The following is an 18,160-nucleotide window of genomic DNA, read 5'->3' on the forward strand; positions in this document are numbered from 1 at the left end:
AGTGGGTTTGCCAGCGATGGGCTACACATCGGTGTTTGGCGGAGCGTATCGGGTTCTTCCTTTGGATCCATTCCCATTCGCAAAAACCCCGTGCGTTTCGCCAACGCTTGAGTACAATCGTCAGCCTTTTCCGGGCCCCCTTGTCCCGATGCTGGTACTCCCAATGCTGACCGGTAGCTACTCCTCTTCGCTGGTGTTGATCTCGCTGTGCGTGGCGATCCTGGCGTCCTACACCGCCCTTGACCTGACCGGCCGCATCGCCACGGCCAAGGGCCGCGCTGCCTACCTGTGGATGGGCGGCGGGGCGCTGGCCATGGGCATCGGTGTGTGGTCGATGCATTTCATCGGCATGCTCGCCTTCAGCCTGCCCATCGACCTGGGCTACGACTTGGCCCTGACCGCGTTCTCGCTGCTGATTGCCGTGTTGTCTTCGGGCTTTGCCTTGTGGCTGGTCAGCCAGCCGAGCATGCCGGGGCTGCAGCTGGCGTTTGGCGCGCTGATCATGGGCGCCGGTATCGCGTGCATGCATTACACCGGCATGGCTGCGCTGCGCATGCTGCCGGGCATCGACTATGACCCGACGCTGTTTGGCGCCTCGCTGCTGATCGCCGTGGGGGCCTCGGCAGCGGCGTTGTGGATCGCCTTTCGCCTGCGTGCGCACACCCCCTATGTGCGGCAGATTCGGGGCCTGGCGGCGGTGGTGATGGGCTTTGCGATCGTTGGCATGCATTACACCGGCATGGCGGCAGCGAACTTCCCTGATGGCAGCTTCTGTGGTGCGCTGGCGGGTGGCGGCTTGCAAGGCGACGGCCTGGTTTACCTGGTGCTGATCACCACCCTGGCGGTATTGGCGGCGGCCTTGCTGACCTCGGTGCTGGATGCCCGCCTGGAAGCGCGTACTGCCGAGCTGGCCCGCTCGCTGACCCTGGCCAACCAGGAACTCACCCAGCTGGCCCTGCACGATACCCTCACCGACCTGCCCAACCGTACCCTGCTGGCCGACCGCATCGAGCAGGCGATTGCCAAGGTGGCGGAGCAGGGCGGCTGCTTTGCCCTGATGTTCATCGACCTGGACGGCTTCAAGCCGGTCAACGATGCCTTTGGCCACCACATCGGCGATTTGCTGCTGAAGGCCGTGGCGGCGCGCCTGCGCGGCCACCTGCACAGCCAGGACACCCTGGCGCGCATCGGTGGCGACGAGTTCGTGCTGCTGGTAGAGCTGCAGGAACCGGACGATGCCATGGACGTGGCGGTCAAGCAGGTCAACCTGGTGTCGCGCCCATTCCGCGTGGCCGAGCATGACCTGCAACTGTCGGCGAGCCTGGGCATCGTCCTGTACCCGGGCAATGGCCAGGACCAGCATGAACTGCTGCGCAATGCCGACGCCGCCATGTACCACGCCAAGAGCGCCGGCAAGAACGGTTACAGCTTCTTCGACGTGTCGATGAACAGCAACGCCCGCCAGCAATTGCAACTCTTGCAGGATTTGCGTCAGGCCCTGGAGCAGCGCCAGTTCCGCCTGCACTACCAGCCTAAGTTCGACGCCCAGGCCTGCCAGCCGATCGGGGCCGAGGCGCTGCTGCGCTGGGAGCACCCGCAGCAGGGCCTGCTGCTGCCTGACCGCTTTATCGGTTTGGCAGAAAAGACCGGCCTGATCATCCCTATCGGTGAGTGGGTGCTCGATGAAGCCTGCCGGCAGATGCGCCAGTGGCTGGACCAGGGGCATCATGGCTGGCGCATGGCGGTGAATTTGTCGGCTATCCAGTTCTGCCACGCCGGGCTGGTCGAGAGCGTCGCCCGGGCCCTGCAGCAGAACGGCCTGCCAGCCAACTGCCTGACCCTGGAAATCACCGAAACCACCGCCATGCACGACGCGGATGCCAGCCTGACCGTGTTGCAGCGCTTGTCCGACATGGGTGTGGACCTGTCCATCGATGACTTTGGTACCGGCTATTCCAGCCTGATGTACCTCAAGCGGCTGCCGGCCAACGAATTGAAGATCGACCGTGGCTTCGTGCGCGACCTGGAGCACGACAGCGACGATGCGGCGATCGTCTCGGCGATTGTCGCGCTGGGCCAGGCGCTGGGCCTGCGCATCGTTGCCGAAGGGGTAGAGACCGACCGGCAGCAAGATTTCCTGACCCGACTGGGCTGTGATTCGCTGCAGGGCTACCTGTTGGGCCAGCCAGTACCGCCCGAGCAGTTCATGGGCAAGTTGCAGGCCATTGGCCAGGAAAGCAGGGCTACGGGTTAAACAGCGTCACGCAAGGTGAAGGCGGGGATGAACGCATCCATCTCCGCCTCGACGGCCTCGATGATACGCTCTACATCGGCGGCGGCCATGATTGCCGCACAGGGGATGCCGGCTATCGCCAGCACGGTTTCACCGGTGGCGCGGTCGAACAGCCGCGCAATCATGCTGCGTGGCGCATCCATGCTGGCCTCGAACCCCAGCGGGTGGAAATGCCAGCGCATCACCTGGCAGGCGTTTGGGAACGTCATCTTGTTCATGCCTGCCTCCTTGTCCGTGCCTGGACGTGGTGAGCGGGTGGCCACATCGATGCGGCCGCCGGGAAAGTAAACATAGCACTTGGCACGCGCGATTCTCGGCTGCAAATACGACAAATGTGCTAATGCATGACTAGCGTCACATCATTGTCTCGGCTGCAGGTTTTCAAGGGGCCGCATGGCAAACGTTTTCCCGGCCGGAATGCCCCGTTGGTTCCGGTGGTTTTTACCGATTTCACCGACGCTGCACGCTCAGCGCTTTCAGACGAACGGTGCGCTTAGCCCAGCAAGCCAGCGGCGATATTGATGGTAAAACCCAAAATCGCCGTGTTGAACACAAACCCCACCAGTGAATGCGCCAGCACCACGCGCCGCAACCCCCGCCCGGCAACGCCCACATCGGACGTTTGCACGGCCACGCTGATGGTGAACGAGAAATAGTGGAAGTCCCAGTAATCCGGGTTGCGTTGGCCATCGGCGAAGCGCAGCGGTGGTTCGTGGTTTTGCCCGGTGTAGAACAGCCGGGCGTAGTGCAGGCTGAAGATGCAGCCGATCAGCAGCCACGAGCCGGCCACGGTCAGGCCGGTGTAGAGGTAATGCAGTGCCAGCGCGCTGCCTTGCAGGCCACGGCTCGACACCAGCTGCAGGGTGACTGCCGCGAGGCTGGCGATGGCGGCGATGCACACGGTGAGCAGGACGATGCCTGCGTTTTCGTCTTCGACGCGGGCAACCTTGCGGACCTTTTCCGGCCTGGCGGTACAGGTCAGATAGAGTACCAGCAGCAGGTACAGCCACACGCCAAGGTTCCAGCCAGCGAGGATGTGCTGCACGGTGTCACCGGCGGGGATCAGCCAGGCGCCGAGAAGGCCAACGGCGGCGGCCAGGCTAAGGCGGGGGTGGGTTCGGGTCAGGCGGTGGAAAGCCATGGGGCCTCATTTACTGTGGGTGTGGCTTCTACTCTAGACCGTTGCGGCCTGGGTACTGGTTCACAGGGTGTTTGTGGGGTCGCCCTTGCGGCCTTTGGGCGACGGCAGTCCGCTCCCAGGAAAGGGGCGCGTTACCTGCTGTTTTCTTTGAGGTCGCCCATCGCACGGCATTGCAACTCTCAGTACACTGCATGCTCAAATACCAACATCCGTTGAACTCGAGGTTTTTGCATGACGCTCAGTCCTTTGGCAGGCAAGCCGGCTCCGGCCAGCGTGCTGGTCGATATTCCCCGGCTGCTCACCGCCTACTACACCGGCCGCCCCGACGCTGCCGTGGCGGCCCAGCGGGTGGCCTTCGGCACCTCGGGGCACCGGGGCACTTCACTTGAGTTGAGCTTCAACGAGTACCACGTCCTGGCCATTACCCAGGCCATTTGCCTGTACCGCCAGGAGAAGGGCATCGATGGCCCGCTGTTCATTGGCGCCGACACCCATGCCCTGTCGGCACCGGCCACTGCCAGCGCCCTGGAAGTGTTGGCCGCCAACGGCGTGCAGGTGATGCTGTCCAAAGATGACGAGTACACGCCAACGCCGGCCGTGTCGCACGCCATCCTCTGCCACAACCGTGACCGCGCCCAAGGCCTGGCCGACGGTATCGTCATCACCCCGTCGCACAACCCGCCGCAAAGCGGTGGTTTCAAGTACAACCCGCCCAATGGCGGCCCGGCCGACAGCGACGTCACCAAGTGGATCGAGGCCAAGGCCAACGAGCTGCTGGCGGCAAACCTGGCGGGCGTGAAGCGCATGGACCATGCCCAGGCGCTGCAGGCAGCCACCACCCAGCGCCATGACTACCTGAGCAACTATGTGGCCGACCTGGAGAACGTCATCGACTTCGACGTCATCCGTAATGCCAAGTTGCGCCTGGGCGTTGACCCGCTGGGTGGGGCAGGGGTGCGCTACTGGTCGGCGATTGCCCAGCACTACCAGCTCGACCTGGAAGTGGTGAACACCGAGGTCGACCCAACCTTCCGCTTCATGACCGTCGACTGGGACGGCCAGATCCGCATGGACCCGTCCTCGCCGTACGCCATGCAGGGCCTGATCGGCCTGCGCGAGCGCTTCGACGTGGCCTTTGCCTGCGACCCTGACCACGACCGCCATGGCATCGTGACCGCCGACGGCCTGTTGCAGCCGAACAACTACCTGGCCGTTGCTATCGACTACCTGTATCGCCACCGCCCGCAATGGCGCAGCGACGCCGCCGTTGGCAAGACCGTGGTTTCCAGTGGCCTGATCGACCGCGTTACCCAGCGCCTGGGCCGCAAGTTGTACGAAGTGCCGGTTGGCTTCAAGTTCTTCGCCCAGGGCCTGTTCGATGGTTCGCTGGGCTTTGGTGGCGAGGAGAGTGCGGGTGCTTCGTTCTTGCGCCGCGATGGCTCGGTGTGGGCCACCGACAAGGACGGGCTGATCCCGGCCTTGCTTGCCGCCGAAATGACCGCCCGCACCGGGCGCAACCCGAGCCAGGCCTACGCCGACCTGACCGAAGCCCTGGGCAAGCCATTCGCCACCCGTGTCGAGGCCAAGGCCGACGCCCGGCAAAAGGCCCTGTTGAGCAAGCTGGCGCCGGAGCAGGTGAAATCGACCGAACTGGCCGGTGAGCCGATCGTGCAGATTCTCAGCCACGCCCCAGGCAACGGGCAGGCCATTGGCGGCCTGAAAGTGATGACCGCCAATGGCTGGTTCGCTGCGCGCCCGTCGGGCACCGAAGACATCTACAAGATCTACGCCGAAAGCTTCATCGACGAGGCGCACTTGCAGCGCCTGGTGCAGGAAGCCCAGGTGTTGGTGGACGCGGCAATTGCCTGACCGGTAACAAACCGCTTGGTTCTGTGGCGCGATGTAAATTAGAATTAATCCTATTTACGCCGCCGCAGGGCCTTCCCCATGATCGACGCCGCGCCGCCACCGGAGCCAAGCCTGCCTGCCCTGTACCGGGAGCATCGTAGCTGGCTGGAGAGCTGGCTGCGCCGGCGCATGGGCAATGCCTGGGATGCCGCCGACCTCAGCCAGGATACGTTCCTGCGCGTGTTGGCCAGTGCCCAGCCGCTGGCAGACATTCGCGAACCACGCGCCTACCTGCTGACCGTGGGTAAGCGCCTGCTCAGCAACTTCCATCAGCGCCGCAGCCTTGAGCAGGCCTACCTTGATGCCATCGTGCAACTACCCGAACAGCATGTGCCCTCGCCAGAGCAACGCTGGATAGTGCTGGAAACCCTGCAAGCACTGGATGAACTGCTCGACGGCCTGAAGGCGCCGGTACGCAAGGCCTTTCTCTGGAGCCAGCTGGAAGGCCTGGGCTACGCCGAAATCGGCAAGCGCCTGGGCGTTTGCGAGCGCTCGGTCAAGCGCTACATGGCGCAGGCCTACGAGCATTGCCTGCTGGCCGACCTGCAGTGACCCAGCATGCTCCCGAAACCCGCGAGGCGGTGCGTGCTGCCGCCCGTTGGCTGGCGTTGCTGGATTCTGGCGGCGCCAGTGAAACAGACTTGCGGCGCCTGGCGCAATGGCGTGCCAGCAACAGCCTGCACGAAGACGCCTGGCAAAAGGCGGCGGCGTTGCGTGCGCGGTTCTCCGGGTTGCCCGGGGCGTTGGCGATGGCCACCCTGGACCGCCCGGATGCTGGCCGCCGTGCGTTGCTCAAACAGGCCCTGGGCGTGGCGGCGCTATTGCCCGCAGCATGGCTGGTGAGCCGGGAACTGCCGCTGGATGCCTGGGCTGCCGACCTGCGCACGTCGGTAGGGGAGCGACGGCAGGTGCTGCTGAGCGACGGTACTTTCGTGCAGTTGAACACCGACAGTGCCGTGAATATTGACCTGGGCGCCCGCCGCCTGACACTGCTGCGGGGCGAAGTGGCGGTCAAGGTGCCCGCTGACTTGAGCTTGGCCTTGCAGGTGCCTTACGGCCAGGTGATGCTCAGTGACGGTGAGGCCTGTCTGCGTCTGTTCGATGATGCCTGCCAGGTGTCGGTGCTCAACGGTGCGGCCCGCCTGCAGCCGTTGCGGGCCTCGACGGTGCTGCTGCAGGCCGGGCAGCAGGCCAGCCTGCAGGCGGCGGGCGTCGGCCCTGCGAGACCGTTTGACACCTGGCCGCTGGGCTGGCGCGAAGGCGTGCTGCGGCTGGACGACCGCCCGCTGGGCGAGTTGCTGCAGGAACTGCGCAGGTACCGCCCCGGGCTTCTGCGCTGGGCGCCAGCGCTTGAGCGCCTGCGCGTGACCGGCACCTTCCGCCTGGACGATACCGACCGGGTGCTGGCCTTGCTTGCTGCCAGCCTGCCGTTGCAGGTGCAGTCACGCACACGTTATTGGGTCACCCTGTCTGCGCGAGAAAATCGTGCGTAAGGCTGTCCCCTTTTTTTCACTCGCCGGTCATTACCGGTAGGAGAAAATAAAGGGGAGCCTTGTTCAATGCCTGCAGTAAAGTCTTGCCGCCTGCGCCCACTGGCGCGTGCCGCGCATCCGTTGTTCGCCATGAGCCTGTTGATGTGTTCACCGGCCTGGGCCGATGAACCCGTCCGCCGCACCTATCAGGTAGCGCCAGCCAGCCTTGGGGCCGTACTGACCCACTTCGCCGATCAGGCGGGCGTGAGCCTTTCACTGGACCCGGCACTGGTGCAAGGCCGGCAAAGCAACGGCCTGTCTGGCAACTACAGTATCGACGAAGGCTTCGCCCAACTGCTGCGCGGCAGCGGCCTGCAGTTGCTGCCGGTGAGTGAGCGCGCCTTCACATTGGTGCCTGCGCCCCAGGCGGGCGAGGCGCTGGAAATCGCTCCGACCAGTATTGTTGGCGGCCTGGCGACTGGCGGCGAGGCGCAACCTTATGCGGGCGGGCAGGTCGCACGCCAAGGGGCGCAAGGTCTGCTCGGCTCTCGTGACTTCATGGAAACGCCATTCAGCATCACCAGCTATACCAGCGAGCTGGTAAAGAATCAGCAGGCGCGCACCTTGGGCGAGCTGATTGCCAGTGACCCGTCGGTACGCGCCACCAACCCGGCCGGCGGGCGTTTCGAGCAATTCACCATCCGCGGCTTCAGCCTGTTCAACAGCGATGTGGCCTACAACGGCCTGTACGGCATCTTGCCGACCTATTCCATCGACATGGAAATGGCCGATCGGGTCGACATCATCAAAGGCCCCAGCCAGTTGATCAACGGTATTTCGCCGCGTGGCAGCGTGGGCGGTGGCATCAATGTGCAGCCCAAGCGCGCAGGCGACACGCCGCTTACCGAGTTCACCGGCAGTTATGCCTCCGGCAGCCAGGCCGGCGGCGCCGTGGATATCGGGCGCCGCTTTGGCGAGGGCGACCAGTTCGGCGTGCGCTTCAACGGCGTGAAGCAGTCAGGTGATACCGAATGGGATCATCAAAGCGTCGAGCGTGAAATGGCCGTGCTGGGCCTGGATTTTCGCGGCGAGCGCCTGCGCCTCTCGGCAGACCTGGGGCACACCGAGCGCAATACCGATGCGCCGCAGGAGCGCGTGCTGATCGGTGCCAATGCCCGGGTACCGGATGCCAACGAGGTACGCCGCAACTATGCCCAGGCCTGGAGCAAGGCACGCACCAACGACACCTTTGGCGCGCTGCATGCCGAGTACGACATCAGCGAGTCGTTGCTGGCCTATGGCGCGGTCGGCGCGCGCAAGAGCAACCATGACTTCCTGCGCCACAACGTGTCGATCACCAATGATGCTGGCGACTTCACCGTGCAGCCACGCGACTTCACGCGGGACGAGTCGGTACGCACCGCCATGGCCGGCCTGCGCAACTGGTTCCATACCGGGCCGGTCAGCCACGAACTGAACCTGGCCGCCAGCTACTATTACATGGATTTCACCAACGGCGGTGCGCGCTATGCCTCGGCGCCCAGCAACCTGTACAACCCGGTGGCCACACCGACGCCGGGCACGCCCACCCGCATCGACCCCGAGGTGTACACGGAAAACCGTTTCTCGGGTGTAGCCCTGGCCGACACGCTGGGCTTTTTCGACGACCGTTTGCTGCTGACCTTGGGCGCGCGCTGGCAGCGGGTACAGGTGGATGACTGGAGTGACGGGATCAAGGGGGCCACGGCCTACGACGAAGAAAAGGTGTCGCCCTCGGGCGGTGTGCTGCTCAAGGTCACCGACCAGCTGTCGGTGTACGCCAACTACATGGAAGGCCTGAGCCAAGGCAAGATCGCCCCGTCGACCTCGATCAACGAAGATCAGATCTTCCCGCCGTTCATCAGTCGGCAGGTCGAGGTAGGGGCCAAGTACGACTTTGGCCGGCTGGCATTCACTGCCAGTGCCTTCCGCATTCGCCAGCCGGCCTACGAGACCAACCCCACCACGCGGGTGTTCGGTGCCAATGGCAAGCGTGACAACCGTGGCATCGAGCTGAGTGTGTTCGGTGAGCCCGTGCAGGGCGTGCGAGTACTGGGTGGGGTGATGTACATCGACAGCGAACTGACCGACACCGTCGGCGGGGCGTACGATGGCAACCGCGCGCCGGCCACGCCTGAGTACAACGTCAACCTCGGTGCCGAGTGGGACGTGCCCGGGGTGAACGGCCTGACCCTCACGGCGCGCGGCATTCATTCCAGCTCGCAGTACCTGGACCAGAACAACAGCAAGCAGATCGATGGCTGGGAACGCTATGACGTGGGCGCGCGTTATGCGTTCAAGGTGGATGCAACCGAGGTGACCTTGCGCGCCAGTGTCGAGAACGTGCTGGATGACCGCTACTGGAGCTCGGCGGGGGCATCGGATGACAGCGAGCCGGGGTTGACCTTGTCCACGCCGCGCACCTATCTGCTGTCGGCGACAGTCGGCTTCTAGCTCAAACGCCCGGGGCCGTTGTGCGGCCCCCCAATGACCTCAATCTGAGATGGCCCGCCCCAGCTTCTGCGCCTGCCCCTGCAGCACCCTCATCAAATGCAGCGCTGCATGCGACGGGGGCTCGAAGCGCGAGTGGACGAAGCTGATATCAAAGTGAATCTCATCGGCCAGTGGCACCACCGCCAGCCCGCTGTCCTGTGCCACGAACTCGTCGATCACGCTGATGCCCATGCCTTGCCTGACCAGCGCTACAGCCTCGTTGGCGTTGGTAAACGACAACAGCGATTTCAGTTGCAAACCGCGCCGCTCGATATGCCCGGCCAGCAGTTTGCCAAACGGCATGTCGGGCCGGAACAGCAGCAGGGCATGGCCTTCCAGCTGCTGCAGGGTCAGCGCGGGCTGCCCGGCCAGCGGGTGGTCGGGTGGCATCACCACCACCATCCGCCCGCGCATGAACGCCTGTGAATGCAGGTGGTCGTGTACCACCGGCAGGGCGGCAATCGACAAGTCGACCTTCTTCGACAGGATCTGGTTGGGCATTTCGCCCATCAGCGAGGTCTGCCATTCGATGTTGAGCGACGGTGATTCACGCTTGAGCTGGGCCAGGGCGATAGGAATTACCACCGTCGACAACGATGCACTGCACGAGATACGCAGTTTGCGCTGGCCGCCAGCGCCCAGGGCAAGGGCGCACTCGTTGACCTCCAGCGCTGCCTGGTACACCCGCTCCACTTCGCGGAACAGCACCTGCGCCTCGGCCGTGGGCACCAGGCGGTTGTTGATCCGCTCGAACAACGGGTAGGTCAGGCGCCCTTCGATGTACTGGATAAGCTTGCTTACCGCTGGTTGCGACACGTAGAGCAACTTGGCCGCAGCGCTGATCGAGCCGGTCAGCATCACCGCCCGGAACACCTCCATGTGCCGCAGTTTGAACACCATAGGGCTGGTATCTGCGCCTTCGTTGCCAAGCAGCATGTGTATTACCTTTGGTTATGGTTTTCGCCATCTGGGTATGAGCGCCAAACCCCGCCACACAGTATCGTGAACCCGTCCTGATCGCCCTTGCGGCGCACAATAACAAGATCTGCAAGCAAGCGCAGTGGCGCTTGAAGGGAGTGCTGCGTGAACATCTTTGATGAAGCGAAGATCGATTGCCATAACCATCTGTTTGACCCTGAGCGTTTCCCTTACCACCCAGACGCGCCCTATGCACCCTCCGGCCAGGAAGTCGCCACCCAGGCGCAGTTCACCCGGGTGATGGACGCCTACGGGGTGCAGCACGCCTTGCTCGTGGGCCCCAACAGTGGCTACCACACCGACAACCGCTGCCTGTTGCATGCCCTGGCCACCGGCCAGGGGCGGTTCAAGGGCGTGGCGGTGGTCGAGGCGGATATCACCCTCGACGCGCTGGCGGCATTGCAGGCGCAAGGCGTGGTCGGCATCGCCTTCAACCCTGCGCTGTACGGCGTCTCCAGCCTGCAGGGCGTTGACCCGTTGTTCGGCAAGTTGGCCGAGCTTGGCATGTTCGCCCAGGTACAAGTGTGCGAAGACCAGCTGCTGGCCCTGCATGGCTTGCTGCAAAACGCCAAGGCACCTCTGCTGATCGACCACTGCGGCCGCCCCGAGGTAGCGGCCGGGGTGCAGCAAGCCGGTTTTCAAGCGTTGTTGCGGCTGGCCGACAGTGGCCGCGCGTGCGTGAAGCTGTCGGGCATGCAGAAGTTCGCTGCGGCCGATGCCTTGCTGGAAGAGAGCCGCGCCTATGTGCAGGCCCTGCTCGAAGCGTTTGGCGCCGAGGCCTGCGTGTGGGGCTCGGACTGGCCCTTCATTCGCCAGCGCTCGCGGGTGGACTACGGCCCGTTGCTGAAGCTTGCCGAACACCTGATGCCCGATGCCCGCCAGCGCCGCGCGGTGATGTGGGATACCCCCTGTCGGTTGTTCGGGTTCGGCTGAAGACTGATGTCTGTCAGCCAATGGCAGCCCCACGGACCCCACGCTTGCAAGCGCGCGATTTTGCCATTCCAATAACAAGAGAGCATTCGTCATGAACACTGAACAGAACGCCAGCCTCGGGGTGTTCGACACGCCGGCGCGCGCCCAGCAGCGCACACGCACCCGTTTCATGATCCTGGCGCTGATTTCCGGCGGCACCATGATCAACTACCTCGACCGCAGCGTGATGGGCATTGCCGCACCCAGCATCAGTGCCGACCTTGGCCTGAACGCAGCGATGATGGGGGTGATCTTTTCCGCCTTTTCGTGGACCTACGCCGCCGCGCAGATCCCGGGTGGCATCCTCATCGACCGGCTGGGTACCAAGCTGACCTACTGGCTGGCACTGACCCTGTGGTCGCTGTTCACCGGCCTGCAGGGGCTGGCACAGGGCTTTTTGTCCCTGCTGGGCATGCGCTTTCTGGTGGGCGCGACCGAAGCCCCGTGCTTTCCCACCAACAGCCGGGTGGTGGCCACCTGGTTCCCGCAGAGCGAGCGCGCCAGGGCAACCGGCATCTACACCTTCGCTGAATACACCGGCCTGGCGTTCCTGACGCCGCTTCTGTTCTGGGTGCTGCACACTTATGGCTGGCGCTTTTTGCTAATGGCCGTGGGCCTGCTGGGCATCCTCTATGGCCTGGTGTGGTGGCGCAAATACCACGAGCCGTACCAGTCGACCACGGCCAACCAGGCTGAGCTGGACTACATCGCCGCGGGCGGCGGGGTCGTCGATGGCGGGCAGAAAGCCACGTCGTTCAGCTGGTCGCAGATACCGGCGCTGCTCAAACACCGCAACATGCTCGGCATTTGTCTTGGCCAGTTCGCCTGTAACTCGACCAACGTGTTCTTCCTCACGTGGTTCCCCACCTACCTGGTGACCGAGCGGCACATGCCTTGGCTCAAGGTCGGCTGGGTGGCGGTGCTACCGTTCATTGCCGCTTCGCTGGGCACGCTGGTCGGCGGCTGGCTTTCCGATGCCCTGCTGCGCCGGGGCTACTCGCTGAACGTGGCGCGCAAGCTGCCCGTGATCGCCGGGTTGCTGACCGCTTCGGTGATCGTGCTGGCCAACTATGTCGAGTCCGATGCCTTGGTGATCGCCATCCTGTGCGTTGCCTACTTCGCCCAAGGCATGTCGGCGCTGGCCTGGATGATCGTTTCCGACATCGCTCCCAAAGGCCTGCTGGGCCTCAGCGGCGGCCTGTTCAACCTGTTCGCCAACGCGGCCGGCATCGTCACGCCATTGACCATCGGCATCATCGTTTCGCTGACCGGCTCGTTCGTCTGGGCCCTGGCGTTCGTGGCGTCGATCACCGTGCTCGGGGCGCTGTGCTACCTGTTCATGGTCAGCGACCTGCGTCGCTTGCCGGATATTCCTTCTGCTGAAAATGGAGCAAGACAATGAGCCAGTACCTGCAAGGCCAGACCGCAATCGTGACCGGTGGCATGCGCGGCATCGGCCTGGCAATCGCCCAACGCCTGCATGCTGCCGGCGCCCAGGTGGTGATCTGGGACCTCGCCGTCGATGGCTGGAGCCACGCCGAAAACGGCTTCGAGCCGGTGTTGCGCCAAGCGGTGGATGTCGCCTCGCTGGCCTCGGTAGAGGCGGCTTTCGCCGAGACGCTGGCGCGCCTTGGCCAGGTGCATGTCCTGGTCAACAACGCCGGCATCAACGGCCCAGTGGTAGCCTCGTGGGAATACCCGCCAGAAGCGTGGGACAAGGTCATCGCCATCGACCTGAACGGTGTGTTCTATTGCTGCCGTACCGCCATCCCGCACATGCGCCAGAACCGCTACGGGCGCATCGTCAACATCGCCTCCATGGCCGGCAAGGATGGCGTGCAGTACATCTCGGCATACTCCGCCGCCAAGGCCGGGGTCATCGCCTTCACCAAGGCGGCGGCCAAGGAGCTGGCACAGGACGGGGTGCTGCTCAACTGCGTGGCACCGGCCATGGTCGAGACGCCGCTGATGGCCGAGATGACCGCAGAACACATCGCTGCGAGCAAGGCCAAGATCCCCATGGGGCGCTTTCTCAAGGCCGAGGAGATCGCCAACATGGTCAGCTGGATTGCCGGCCCGGAATGCAGCTTTACCACCGGCTTCGTGTTCGACCTCAGTGGCGGGAGGGCGACCTATTGAGAGGGCTGGGTGTCGCACACCTGACGGCGTTGCAGCTGGCGCCGGCCAGGCTGGTGCGTGAGGCGCGGCGTGCCGGCTTCAGCGCGGTCGGCCTGCGCCTGCACCCGGTGCTGCCGGGGGCCTTGGCCTACCCGGTGGCAGCCGGTAGCCCGGTGATGCGTGAACTGCGCGCGGTACTGGCGGGTGAAGGTGTGCGTGTTGCCGACATCGAGTTCGTTTCGTTGACGGCACAGACACAGGTCGCCGACTACGAGGCGCTGTTGGCAGCAGGCGCCGAACTTGGCGCGCACAGCCTGACGGTATCCGGGGACGATGACGACTTTGCGCGGCTGACCGGCAACTTTGCCGCGTTGTGTGAAATGGCGCGAGGCCACGGTTTGCGCGTGGACCTGGAATTCATGCGCTGGCGCCCGGTGGCAAACCTGCACCAGGCTTGCGCGGTGGTTGCAGGGGCGGCGCAGGGCAACGCTGGCGTGCTGGTGGATGCCTTGCACCTGTTCCGTTCTGGTGGCCAGGTGGCGGATATCGCGGCAGTAGACCCGCGTTTGCTGCAAGCGGTGCAGTTGTGCGATGCGCCTTTGCAGGCACCTGCCGACAGCCTGATCATTCCGGAAGCCCGTGAGGGGCGCCTGCTGCCGGGGCAAGGGCAACTGCCGCTGGCGCAGTTGCTCGCGGCCTTGCCTGAGGACCTGTGTATCAGCGTGGAAGTGCCTGGTGCCGGCGTGCACGCTGAACAGCGCCTGCAAGCGGCGGGGCAGGTAACCCAGGCGTGGTTGCGTGACGGGCGGCCGTCGCCACCCGCCACGCCGGCTGCCGGTCAAGCCTGATCGGGTACCACGGCGATCACATCGATCTCCATCAGCCACTCGGCTTGGGCCAGGCCCGCCACCACCAGCCCGGTGGAAATCGGGAATACCCCTTTGAGCCATTTGCCGACTTCCTTGTACACCGGCTCGCGGAAGCGCGGGTCGGTGATGTAGGTGGTGGTCTTGACGATGTGCGACAGGTCCGAGCCGGCTTCCTCAAGCAGTTGCTTGACGTTCTTCATCGCCTGTTCGGTCTGCGCCCGCGGGTCACCCAGGCCCACCAGCTTGCCTTCGAAGTCGGTACCGACCTGGCCACGCACATAGATGGTGTTACCGGCACGCACCGCCTGGCAAAGGTCGTTGTCCAGGGTCTGGTTGGGGTAGGTTTCCTTGGTGTTGAACATGCGGATGCGAGTATGGGTAGGCATCAGTGGGCTCCGAGGGTGCTGACGTTGCTGAACTTGGCGGGTTGTTGCTCATCCGCTGCGCGCTGATCGCGGTCGCGGTAGGCGGTGTAGGTACGCTGCGTGGCGATATGGCCAGCGACGTGCTTGGCGTCGTGCCACACGCCCCAGATGAATGACGAGCCACGGCGTGACAGCCATGGCAGGCCGAGGAAGTAAACACCCGGCTCGCGGGCCACGCCGCGCTGGTGCTGGGGCTTGCCGTTGGCATCGAAGGTATCGACCTGCAGCCAGCTGAAATCCACGCCGTAGCCGGTGGCCCAGATGATGCTGCTGACACCGGCCTTGGCGAGGTCCAGTTGCTGCAGCGGGTTGACCATGCATGCTGGGTCGGCCAGGCGCTGGCGCGCTTCGGGCTCTTCCGGCAGGTCCAGGCCGTTGCGCTCGATGTAGGCATCGGCGGCATCCAATAGGGCCAGGTAGTTCTCGTCGCCACGGTTGATGTTGTCGACCAGGTTGTCCTGGAAGCGCGCCACGCCGTTTTCGAACGACTGGGTCAGGCCGACAAGGGTCATGCCCTGGTGGGCGAGGGCACGGAAGTCCACGGTGTGGCCGCCACGCGCGCCACTCACGGCGATGGTCACGTGCTCGCGGCCGGGCTTGGCGATTTCCGCGTCCCACTCACCCAGCACGCCCAGCCACCAGCAGAAGTCACGATTGCGGTAGGCGCGGGGCGGGCGATCGTGGGCGCCGACCGACAGGTACACCTGGCGGCCTGCACGCATCAGCTCCTCGGCGATCTGCACACCGGAAGAGCCGGCCCCCACCACCAGCACAGCGCCTTCAGGCAGTTGCTCGGGGTTGAAGTAGGCAGCGGAGTGGATCTGGTGCAGGTTGGGGTCTTTCGGTGCAATGGCCGGGATGACCGGTTTCTGGAACGGGCCGGTTGCGGCGACCACGCGGTTGGCGCGGATCACGCCTTCATTGGTTTCAATGGTGAAGCCGGGGCGGTCGCTGTTGCGCTGCACTTTCTTCACTTCGATACCAGTGCGAACCGGCAGGTTGTACTTGCGTACGTACTGTTCGAAGTAGTCGGCCACCTGGTCCTTGCCGGCGAAGGCGTCGGCGTCGAGGTTGAATTCCAGCCCCGGGAAGCGGTCGTGCCAAACCGGGCCGTTGGCCACCAGCGAGTCCCAGCGGCCGGTGCGCCATGCTTCGGCGATGCGGTTGCGCTCCAGCACCAGGTGCGGCACGCCAAGTTTGCTCAGGTGTTCGCTCATGGCCACGCCGGCCTGGCCGGCGCCGACCACGAGGGTATCGATTTCGAGATTGTTCAGTGTCATGTCCGAGCCCTTGTTCAGGCGGTTTTTGTCAGGTCGGTTTGGAGGACCGCCGTTGCCTGGGGCCAGACTAGGGATGCTGTGGAAATGGCGAAAATAGTATTTAGCTGCTGCTTGCCGATAAAACGGCGAAGGCCTTGGATTTTGTGGCTTGCGGTGAGGGCGACCCAGTGCACGTCGTGGTTTTTGAAATGGCGCAGGGTTCGAACACCCCGCGGGCGGCGCTCGAACGCTGGCAGAACCTAGCTTTTTCCTGCCTAACCCCTCGGAAAATGTTGGTTTCGTGGTGAAGAACGTTGCGCCCAGAATGCCCTGTATCGCACAGCACAACAGGAACCAAGACATGACGTTCTCCATCATCGGTCGTTGCCAGGAAACCGGCCAGGTCGGTATCGCCATCAGCTCGTCGAGTATCGCCGTGGGGGCCCGTTGCCCGTGGGTGCGTGCAGGCGTAGGCGCAGTCTCTACTCAGAACATCACCCTGCCGGCGCTGGGCCCGCAGATTCTCGATGCCATGGAGCAGGCTCAGTTACCGCCCGCAGCAGCGCTGGACCGCGTGCTGAGCGCCAATGGCTGGAGCGAATATCGCCAGGTGACGGTGATCGACAGTCATGGCCAGGTAGCCTTGTTCACGGGGCGCGAGGCGCTGGGTACGCACAATGCCGTGGCCGGCGAGCAATGCGCGGCGGCGGGCAACCTGCTGTCCTCGACCCAGGTGATCGAAGCGATGGTGCAGGCCTTCGAGCAGGCCGGCGGGCACCTGGCCGACCGCCTTCTGGCTGCCATGCACGCAGCGATGGCTGCTGGCGGTGAGGCGGGGCCGGTGCACTCGGCTGCGTTGAAAATCGCCGGTGAGTTGACCTGGCCGCTGGTGGACCTGCGCGTCGACTGGGCCGATAGCGACCCGATCGGGGTGCTCGATGGCCTGTGGCAAGCCTATCGCCCACAGATGCAGGATTATGTCACCCGCGCGCTCAACCCGACCGCCGCGCCAAGCTACGGGGTGCCGGGCGATGAGTGAGTTCCCCAGCCGCGCGCTGCTGGCCCGGCTGATCGGCTTTGCCACGGTCAGCCGCGACTCCAACCTGGCGCTGATCGGTTTCATCCGTGACTACCTGGCAGAGCAGGGCGTGGTGTGCGAGCTGTTCCACAACCCGGAAGGCACCAAGGCCAACCTGTTCGCGACCATTGGGCCAAAAGATGTTGGCGGCGTTGTACTGTCCGGGCATACCGATGTGGTACCGGTGGACGGCCAGGCCTGGACCGTGGAGCCGTTCGCCCTCAGCGAGCGCGATGGCCGTTTGTATGGCCGTGGCACAGCCGACATGAAAGGCTTCATTGCCTCGGTACTTGCCGCTGTGCCCGCGTTTCTTGCCCAGCCGTTGCGCATGCCGGTGCACCTGGCGTTTTCCTATGACGAAGAGGTGGGCTGCCTGGGCGTACGCTCCATGCTCGCAGCGCTGGAGCAGCGCCCGCACAAGCCGCGCCTGTGCCTGATTGGCGAACCCACCGAGCTCAAGCCGGTGCTGGGGCACAAGGGCAAGCTTGCCATGCGCTGTCAGGTGCAGGGCGCGGCTTGCCACTCTGCGTATGCGCCATACGGGGTGAACGCCATCGAGTATGCGGCCAGGCTGATCGGCAAGCTGGGCGATATTGGCGATGCGCTGGCCTTGCCGGCGCATCACGACACGCGTTTCGACCCACCCTTCTCCACGGTACAGACTGGGGTAATCAAAGGGGGCAGGGCACTGAACATCGTGCCGGCCGAGTGCTCGTTCGATTTCGAAGTCCGCGCCTTGCCGGGGTTCGAGGCGCAGGCGGTGGCCGACCAGTTGCAGACATACGCCGAGGCCGAGTTGCTGCCGCGTATGCGCCAGGTTCACGCCGATAGCGACATCCGCCTTGAACCGCTCAGTGCCTACCCGGGGCTGGCCACGCCGAAAGACAGCGAGGCCGCGCGTTGGGTGGCGTTGCTCAGTGGCTCGGAGGAGTTCGGCACCGTAGCGTTTGGTACCGAAGGTGGTTTGTTCGACCAGGCGGGCATTCCGACCGTGGTCTGCGGGCCTGGGAGCATGGACCAGGGGCACAAGCCGGATGAGTTTGTCAGCGTCGAGCAGTTGCAGGGCTGTGATGCCATGCTGCTGCGGCTGGCGGATTACCTCAGGCAGGGGTGAA

Annotated in this window: 16 protein-coding genes; 11 read left to right on the plus strand and 5 right to left on the minus strand. The window is 64.4% G+C overall.

Translation table 11 applies throughout. The annotated features are described in order from the left end of the window. Positions 1-163 precede the first annotated feature (163 nt). Positions 164-2,254, plus strand: a complete 2,091-nt coding sequence (locus tag OO258_RS10100; protein ID WP_266030174.1) for a putative bifunctional diguanylate cyclase/phosphodiesterase — start codon at positions 164-166, stop codon at positions 2,252-2,254. On the opposite strand, the gene OO258_RS10105 is transcribed toward OO258_RS10100, so the two are convergent. Together OO258_RS10105 and OO258_RS10110 are read right to left on the minus strand one after the other, a co-directional pair. Next, positions 2,251-2,511, minus strand: a complete 261-nt coding sequence (locus OO258_RS10105) for a DUF1652 domain-containing protein (protein ID WP_266030176.1) — start codon at positions 2,509-2,511, stop codon at positions 2,251-2,253. The genes OO258_RS10100 and OO258_RS10105 overlap by 4 nt on opposite strands. Positions 2,512-2,786: 275 nt before the next feature. Then, entirely contained in the window at positions 2,787-3,434 is a 648-nt protein-coding gene (locus tag OO258_RS10110) for a DUF1345 domain-containing protein (protein ID WP_110744131.1), read from the minus strand. Positions 3,435-3,665: 231 nt separating this feature from the next. Here OO258_RS10110 and pgm point away from each other — a divergent pair, with 231 nt between their 5' ends. The 4 genes from pgm to OO258_RS10130 all read left to right on the plus strand — a co-directional run bounded on the left by pgm (position 3,666) and on the right by OO258_RS10130 (position 9,307). Next, positions 3,666-5,303 carry a phosphoglucomutase (alpha-D-glucose-1,6-bisphosphate-dependent) gene (gene pgm / locus OO258_RS10115; RefSeq protein WP_266030180.1) on the plus strand — a complete coding sequence of 546 codons (1,638 nt, stop codon included), beginning with the start codon at positions 3,666-3,668 and terminating at the stop codon, positions 5,301-5,303. A 78-nt stretch (positions 5,304-5,381) separates the two neighbouring features. Beyond that, entirely contained in the window at positions 5,382-5,894 is a 513-nt protein-coding gene (locus OO258_RS10120) for a sigma-70 family RNA polymerase sigma factor (protein WP_110744129.1), read from the plus strand. Then, entirely contained in the window at positions 5,891-6,835 is a 945-nt protein-coding gene (locus OO258_RS10125) for a FecR domain-containing protein (protein ID WP_266030181.1), read from the plus strand. The genes OO258_RS10120 and OO258_RS10125 overlap by 4 nt, the downstream gene beginning before the upstream one ends. Before the next feature lie 66 nt (positions 6,836-6,901). After that, entirely contained in the window at positions 6,902-9,307 is a 2,406-nt protein-coding gene (locus tag OO258_RS10130) for a TonB-dependent receptor (protein ID WP_266030182.1), read from the plus strand. 39 nt (positions 9,308-9,346) lie between these two features. On the opposite strand, the gene OO258_RS10135 is transcribed toward OO258_RS10130, so the two are convergent. After that, positions 9,347-10,282 (minus strand): LysR family transcriptional regulator, encoded by a 936-nt coding sequence (locus OO258_RS10135; RefSeq protein WP_266030184.1) that lies wholly within the window; start codon positions 10,280-10,282, stop codon positions 9,347-9,349. A gap of 147 nt (positions 10,283-10,429) precedes the next feature. Here OO258_RS10135 and OO258_RS10140 point away from each other — a divergent pair, with 147 nt between their 5' ends. From OO258_RS10140 to OO258_RS10155, 4 genes are all read left to right on the plus strand, one after another. Next, positions 10,430-11,257, plus strand: coding sequence for an amidohydrolase family protein (locus OO258_RS10140; RefSeq protein ID WP_266030186.1), 828 nt, complete (start codon positions 10,430-10,432; stop codon positions 11,255-11,257). Positions 11,258-11,348: 91 nt separating this feature from the next. Then, positions 11,349-12,698: an MFS transporter gene (locus OO258_RS10145; RefSeq protein ID WP_266030187.1), complete on the plus strand. Its 1,350-nt coding sequence runs from the start codon at positions 11,349-11,351 to the stop codon at positions 12,696-12,698. Beyond that, the gene (locus tag OO258_RS10150) at positions 12,695-13,435 is read left to right on the plus strand and encodes an SDR family NAD(P)-dependent oxidoreductase (protein ID WP_110744123.1); all 741 of its coding nucleotides are present in this window, start codon (positions 12,695-12,697) and stop codon (positions 13,433-13,435) included. Before OO258_RS10145 ends, OO258_RS10150 begins: the two co-directional genes overlap by 4 nt. Continuing rightward, positions 13,432-14,262: a sugar phosphate isomerase/epimerase family protein gene (locus tag OO258_RS10155; protein WP_266030189.1), complete on the plus strand. Its 831-nt coding sequence runs from the start codon at positions 13,432-13,434 to the stop codon at positions 14,260-14,262. The genes OO258_RS10150 and OO258_RS10155 overlap by 4 nt, the downstream gene beginning before the upstream one ends. On the opposite strand, the gene OO258_RS10160 is transcribed toward OO258_RS10155, so the two are convergent. Next, positions 14,253-14,669, minus strand: a complete 417-nt coding sequence (locus tag OO258_RS10160; protein ID WP_016713864.1) for a RidA family protein — start codon at positions 14,667-14,669, stop codon at positions 14,253-14,255. The two genes, OO258_RS10155 and OO258_RS10160, sit on opposite strands and share 10 nt — an antisense overlap. Beyond that, on the minus strand, positions 14,669-15,988 hold the full coding sequence (locus tag OO258_RS10165) for a flavin-containing monooxygenase (RefSeq protein ID WP_266030190.1): 1,320 nt from the start codon (positions 15,986-15,988) through the stop codon (positions 14,669-14,671). Before OO258_RS10165 ends, OO258_RS10160 begins: the two co-directional genes overlap by 1 nt. A gap of 340 nt (positions 15,989-16,328) precedes the next feature. Here OO258_RS10165 and OO258_RS10170 point away from each other — a divergent pair, with 340 nt between their 5' ends. Together OO258_RS10170 and argE are read left to right on the plus strand one after the other, a co-directional pair. Then, complete coding sequence (locus tag OO258_RS10170) at positions 16,329-17,006, plus strand: DUF1028 domain-containing protein (RefSeq protein WP_266030191.1); 678 nt, start codon at positions 16,329-16,331, stop codon at positions 17,004-17,006. Next, a complete protein-coding gene (gene argE / locus OO258_RS10175) occupies positions 16,999-18,159 on the plus strand; it encodes an acetylornithine deacetylase (protein WP_266030192.1) in 1,161 nt (386 codons plus the stop codon). The genes OO258_RS10170 and argE overlap by 8 nt, the downstream gene beginning before the upstream one ends. The last annotated feature ends 1 nt before the right edge of the window (position 18,160 follow it).

Origin of the sequence: Pseudomonas sp. DCB_BI (genome assembly GCF_026240995.1) — a bacterium.
Taxonomy (GTDB): Bacteria; Pseudomonadota; Gammaproteobacteria; order Pseudomonadales; family Pseudomonadaceae; genus Aquipseudomonas.

Bases quoted from the DNA above. Each gene is read 5' to 3' on its own strand.
- OO258_RS10100 (WP_266030174.1), top strand. From the start codon at position 164: ATGCTGACCGGTAGCTACTCCTCTTCGCTGGTGTTGATCTCGCTGTGC.
- OO258_RS10105 (WP_266030176.1), bottom strand. From the start codon at position 2,511: ATGAACAAGATGACGTTCCCAAACGCCTGCCAGGTGATGCGCTGGCAT.
- OO258_RS10150 (WP_110744123.1), top strand. From the start codon at position 12,695: ATGAGCCAGTACCTGCAAGGCCAGACCGCAATCGTGACCGGTGGCATG.
- OO258_RS10130 (WP_266030182.1), top strand. From the start codon at position 6,902: ATGCCTGCAGTAAAGTCTTGCCGCCTGCGCCCACTGGCGCGTGCCGCG.
- OO258_RS10160 (WP_016713864.1), bottom strand. From the start codon at position 14,669: ATGCCTACCCATACTCGCATCCGCATGTTCAACACCAAGGAAACCTAC.
- argE (WP_266030192.1), top strand. From the start codon at position 16,999: ATGAGTGAGTTCCCCAGCCGCGCGCTGCTGGCCCGGCTGATCGGCTTT.
- OO258_RS10165 (WP_266030190.1), bottom strand. From the start codon at position 15,988: ATGACACTGAACAATCTCGAAATCGATACCCTCGTGGTCGGCGCCGGC.
- OO258_RS10135 (WP_266030184.1), bottom strand. From the start codon at position 10,282: ATGCTGCTTGGCAACGAAGGCGCAGATACCAGCCCTATGGTGTTCAAA.
- OO258_RS10145 (WP_266030187.1), top strand. From the start codon at position 11,349: ATGAACACTGAACAGAACGCCAGCCTCGGGGTGTTCGACACGCCGGCG.
- OO258_RS10110 (WP_110744131.1), bottom strand. From the start codon at position 3,434: ATGGCTTTCCACCGCCTGACCCGAACCCACCCCCGCCTTAGCCTGGCC.
- pgm (WP_266030180.1), top strand. From the start codon at position 3,666: ATGACGCTCAGTCCTTTGGCAGGCAAGCCGGCTCCGGCCAGCGTGCTG.
- OO258_RS10170 (WP_266030191.1), top strand. From the start codon at position 16,329: ATGACGTTCTCCATCATCGGTCGTTGCCAGGAAACCGGCCAGGTCGGT.
- OO258_RS10120 (WP_110744129.1), top strand. From the start codon at position 5,382: ATGATCGACGCCGCGCCGCCACCGGAGCCAAGCCTGCCTGCCCTGTAC.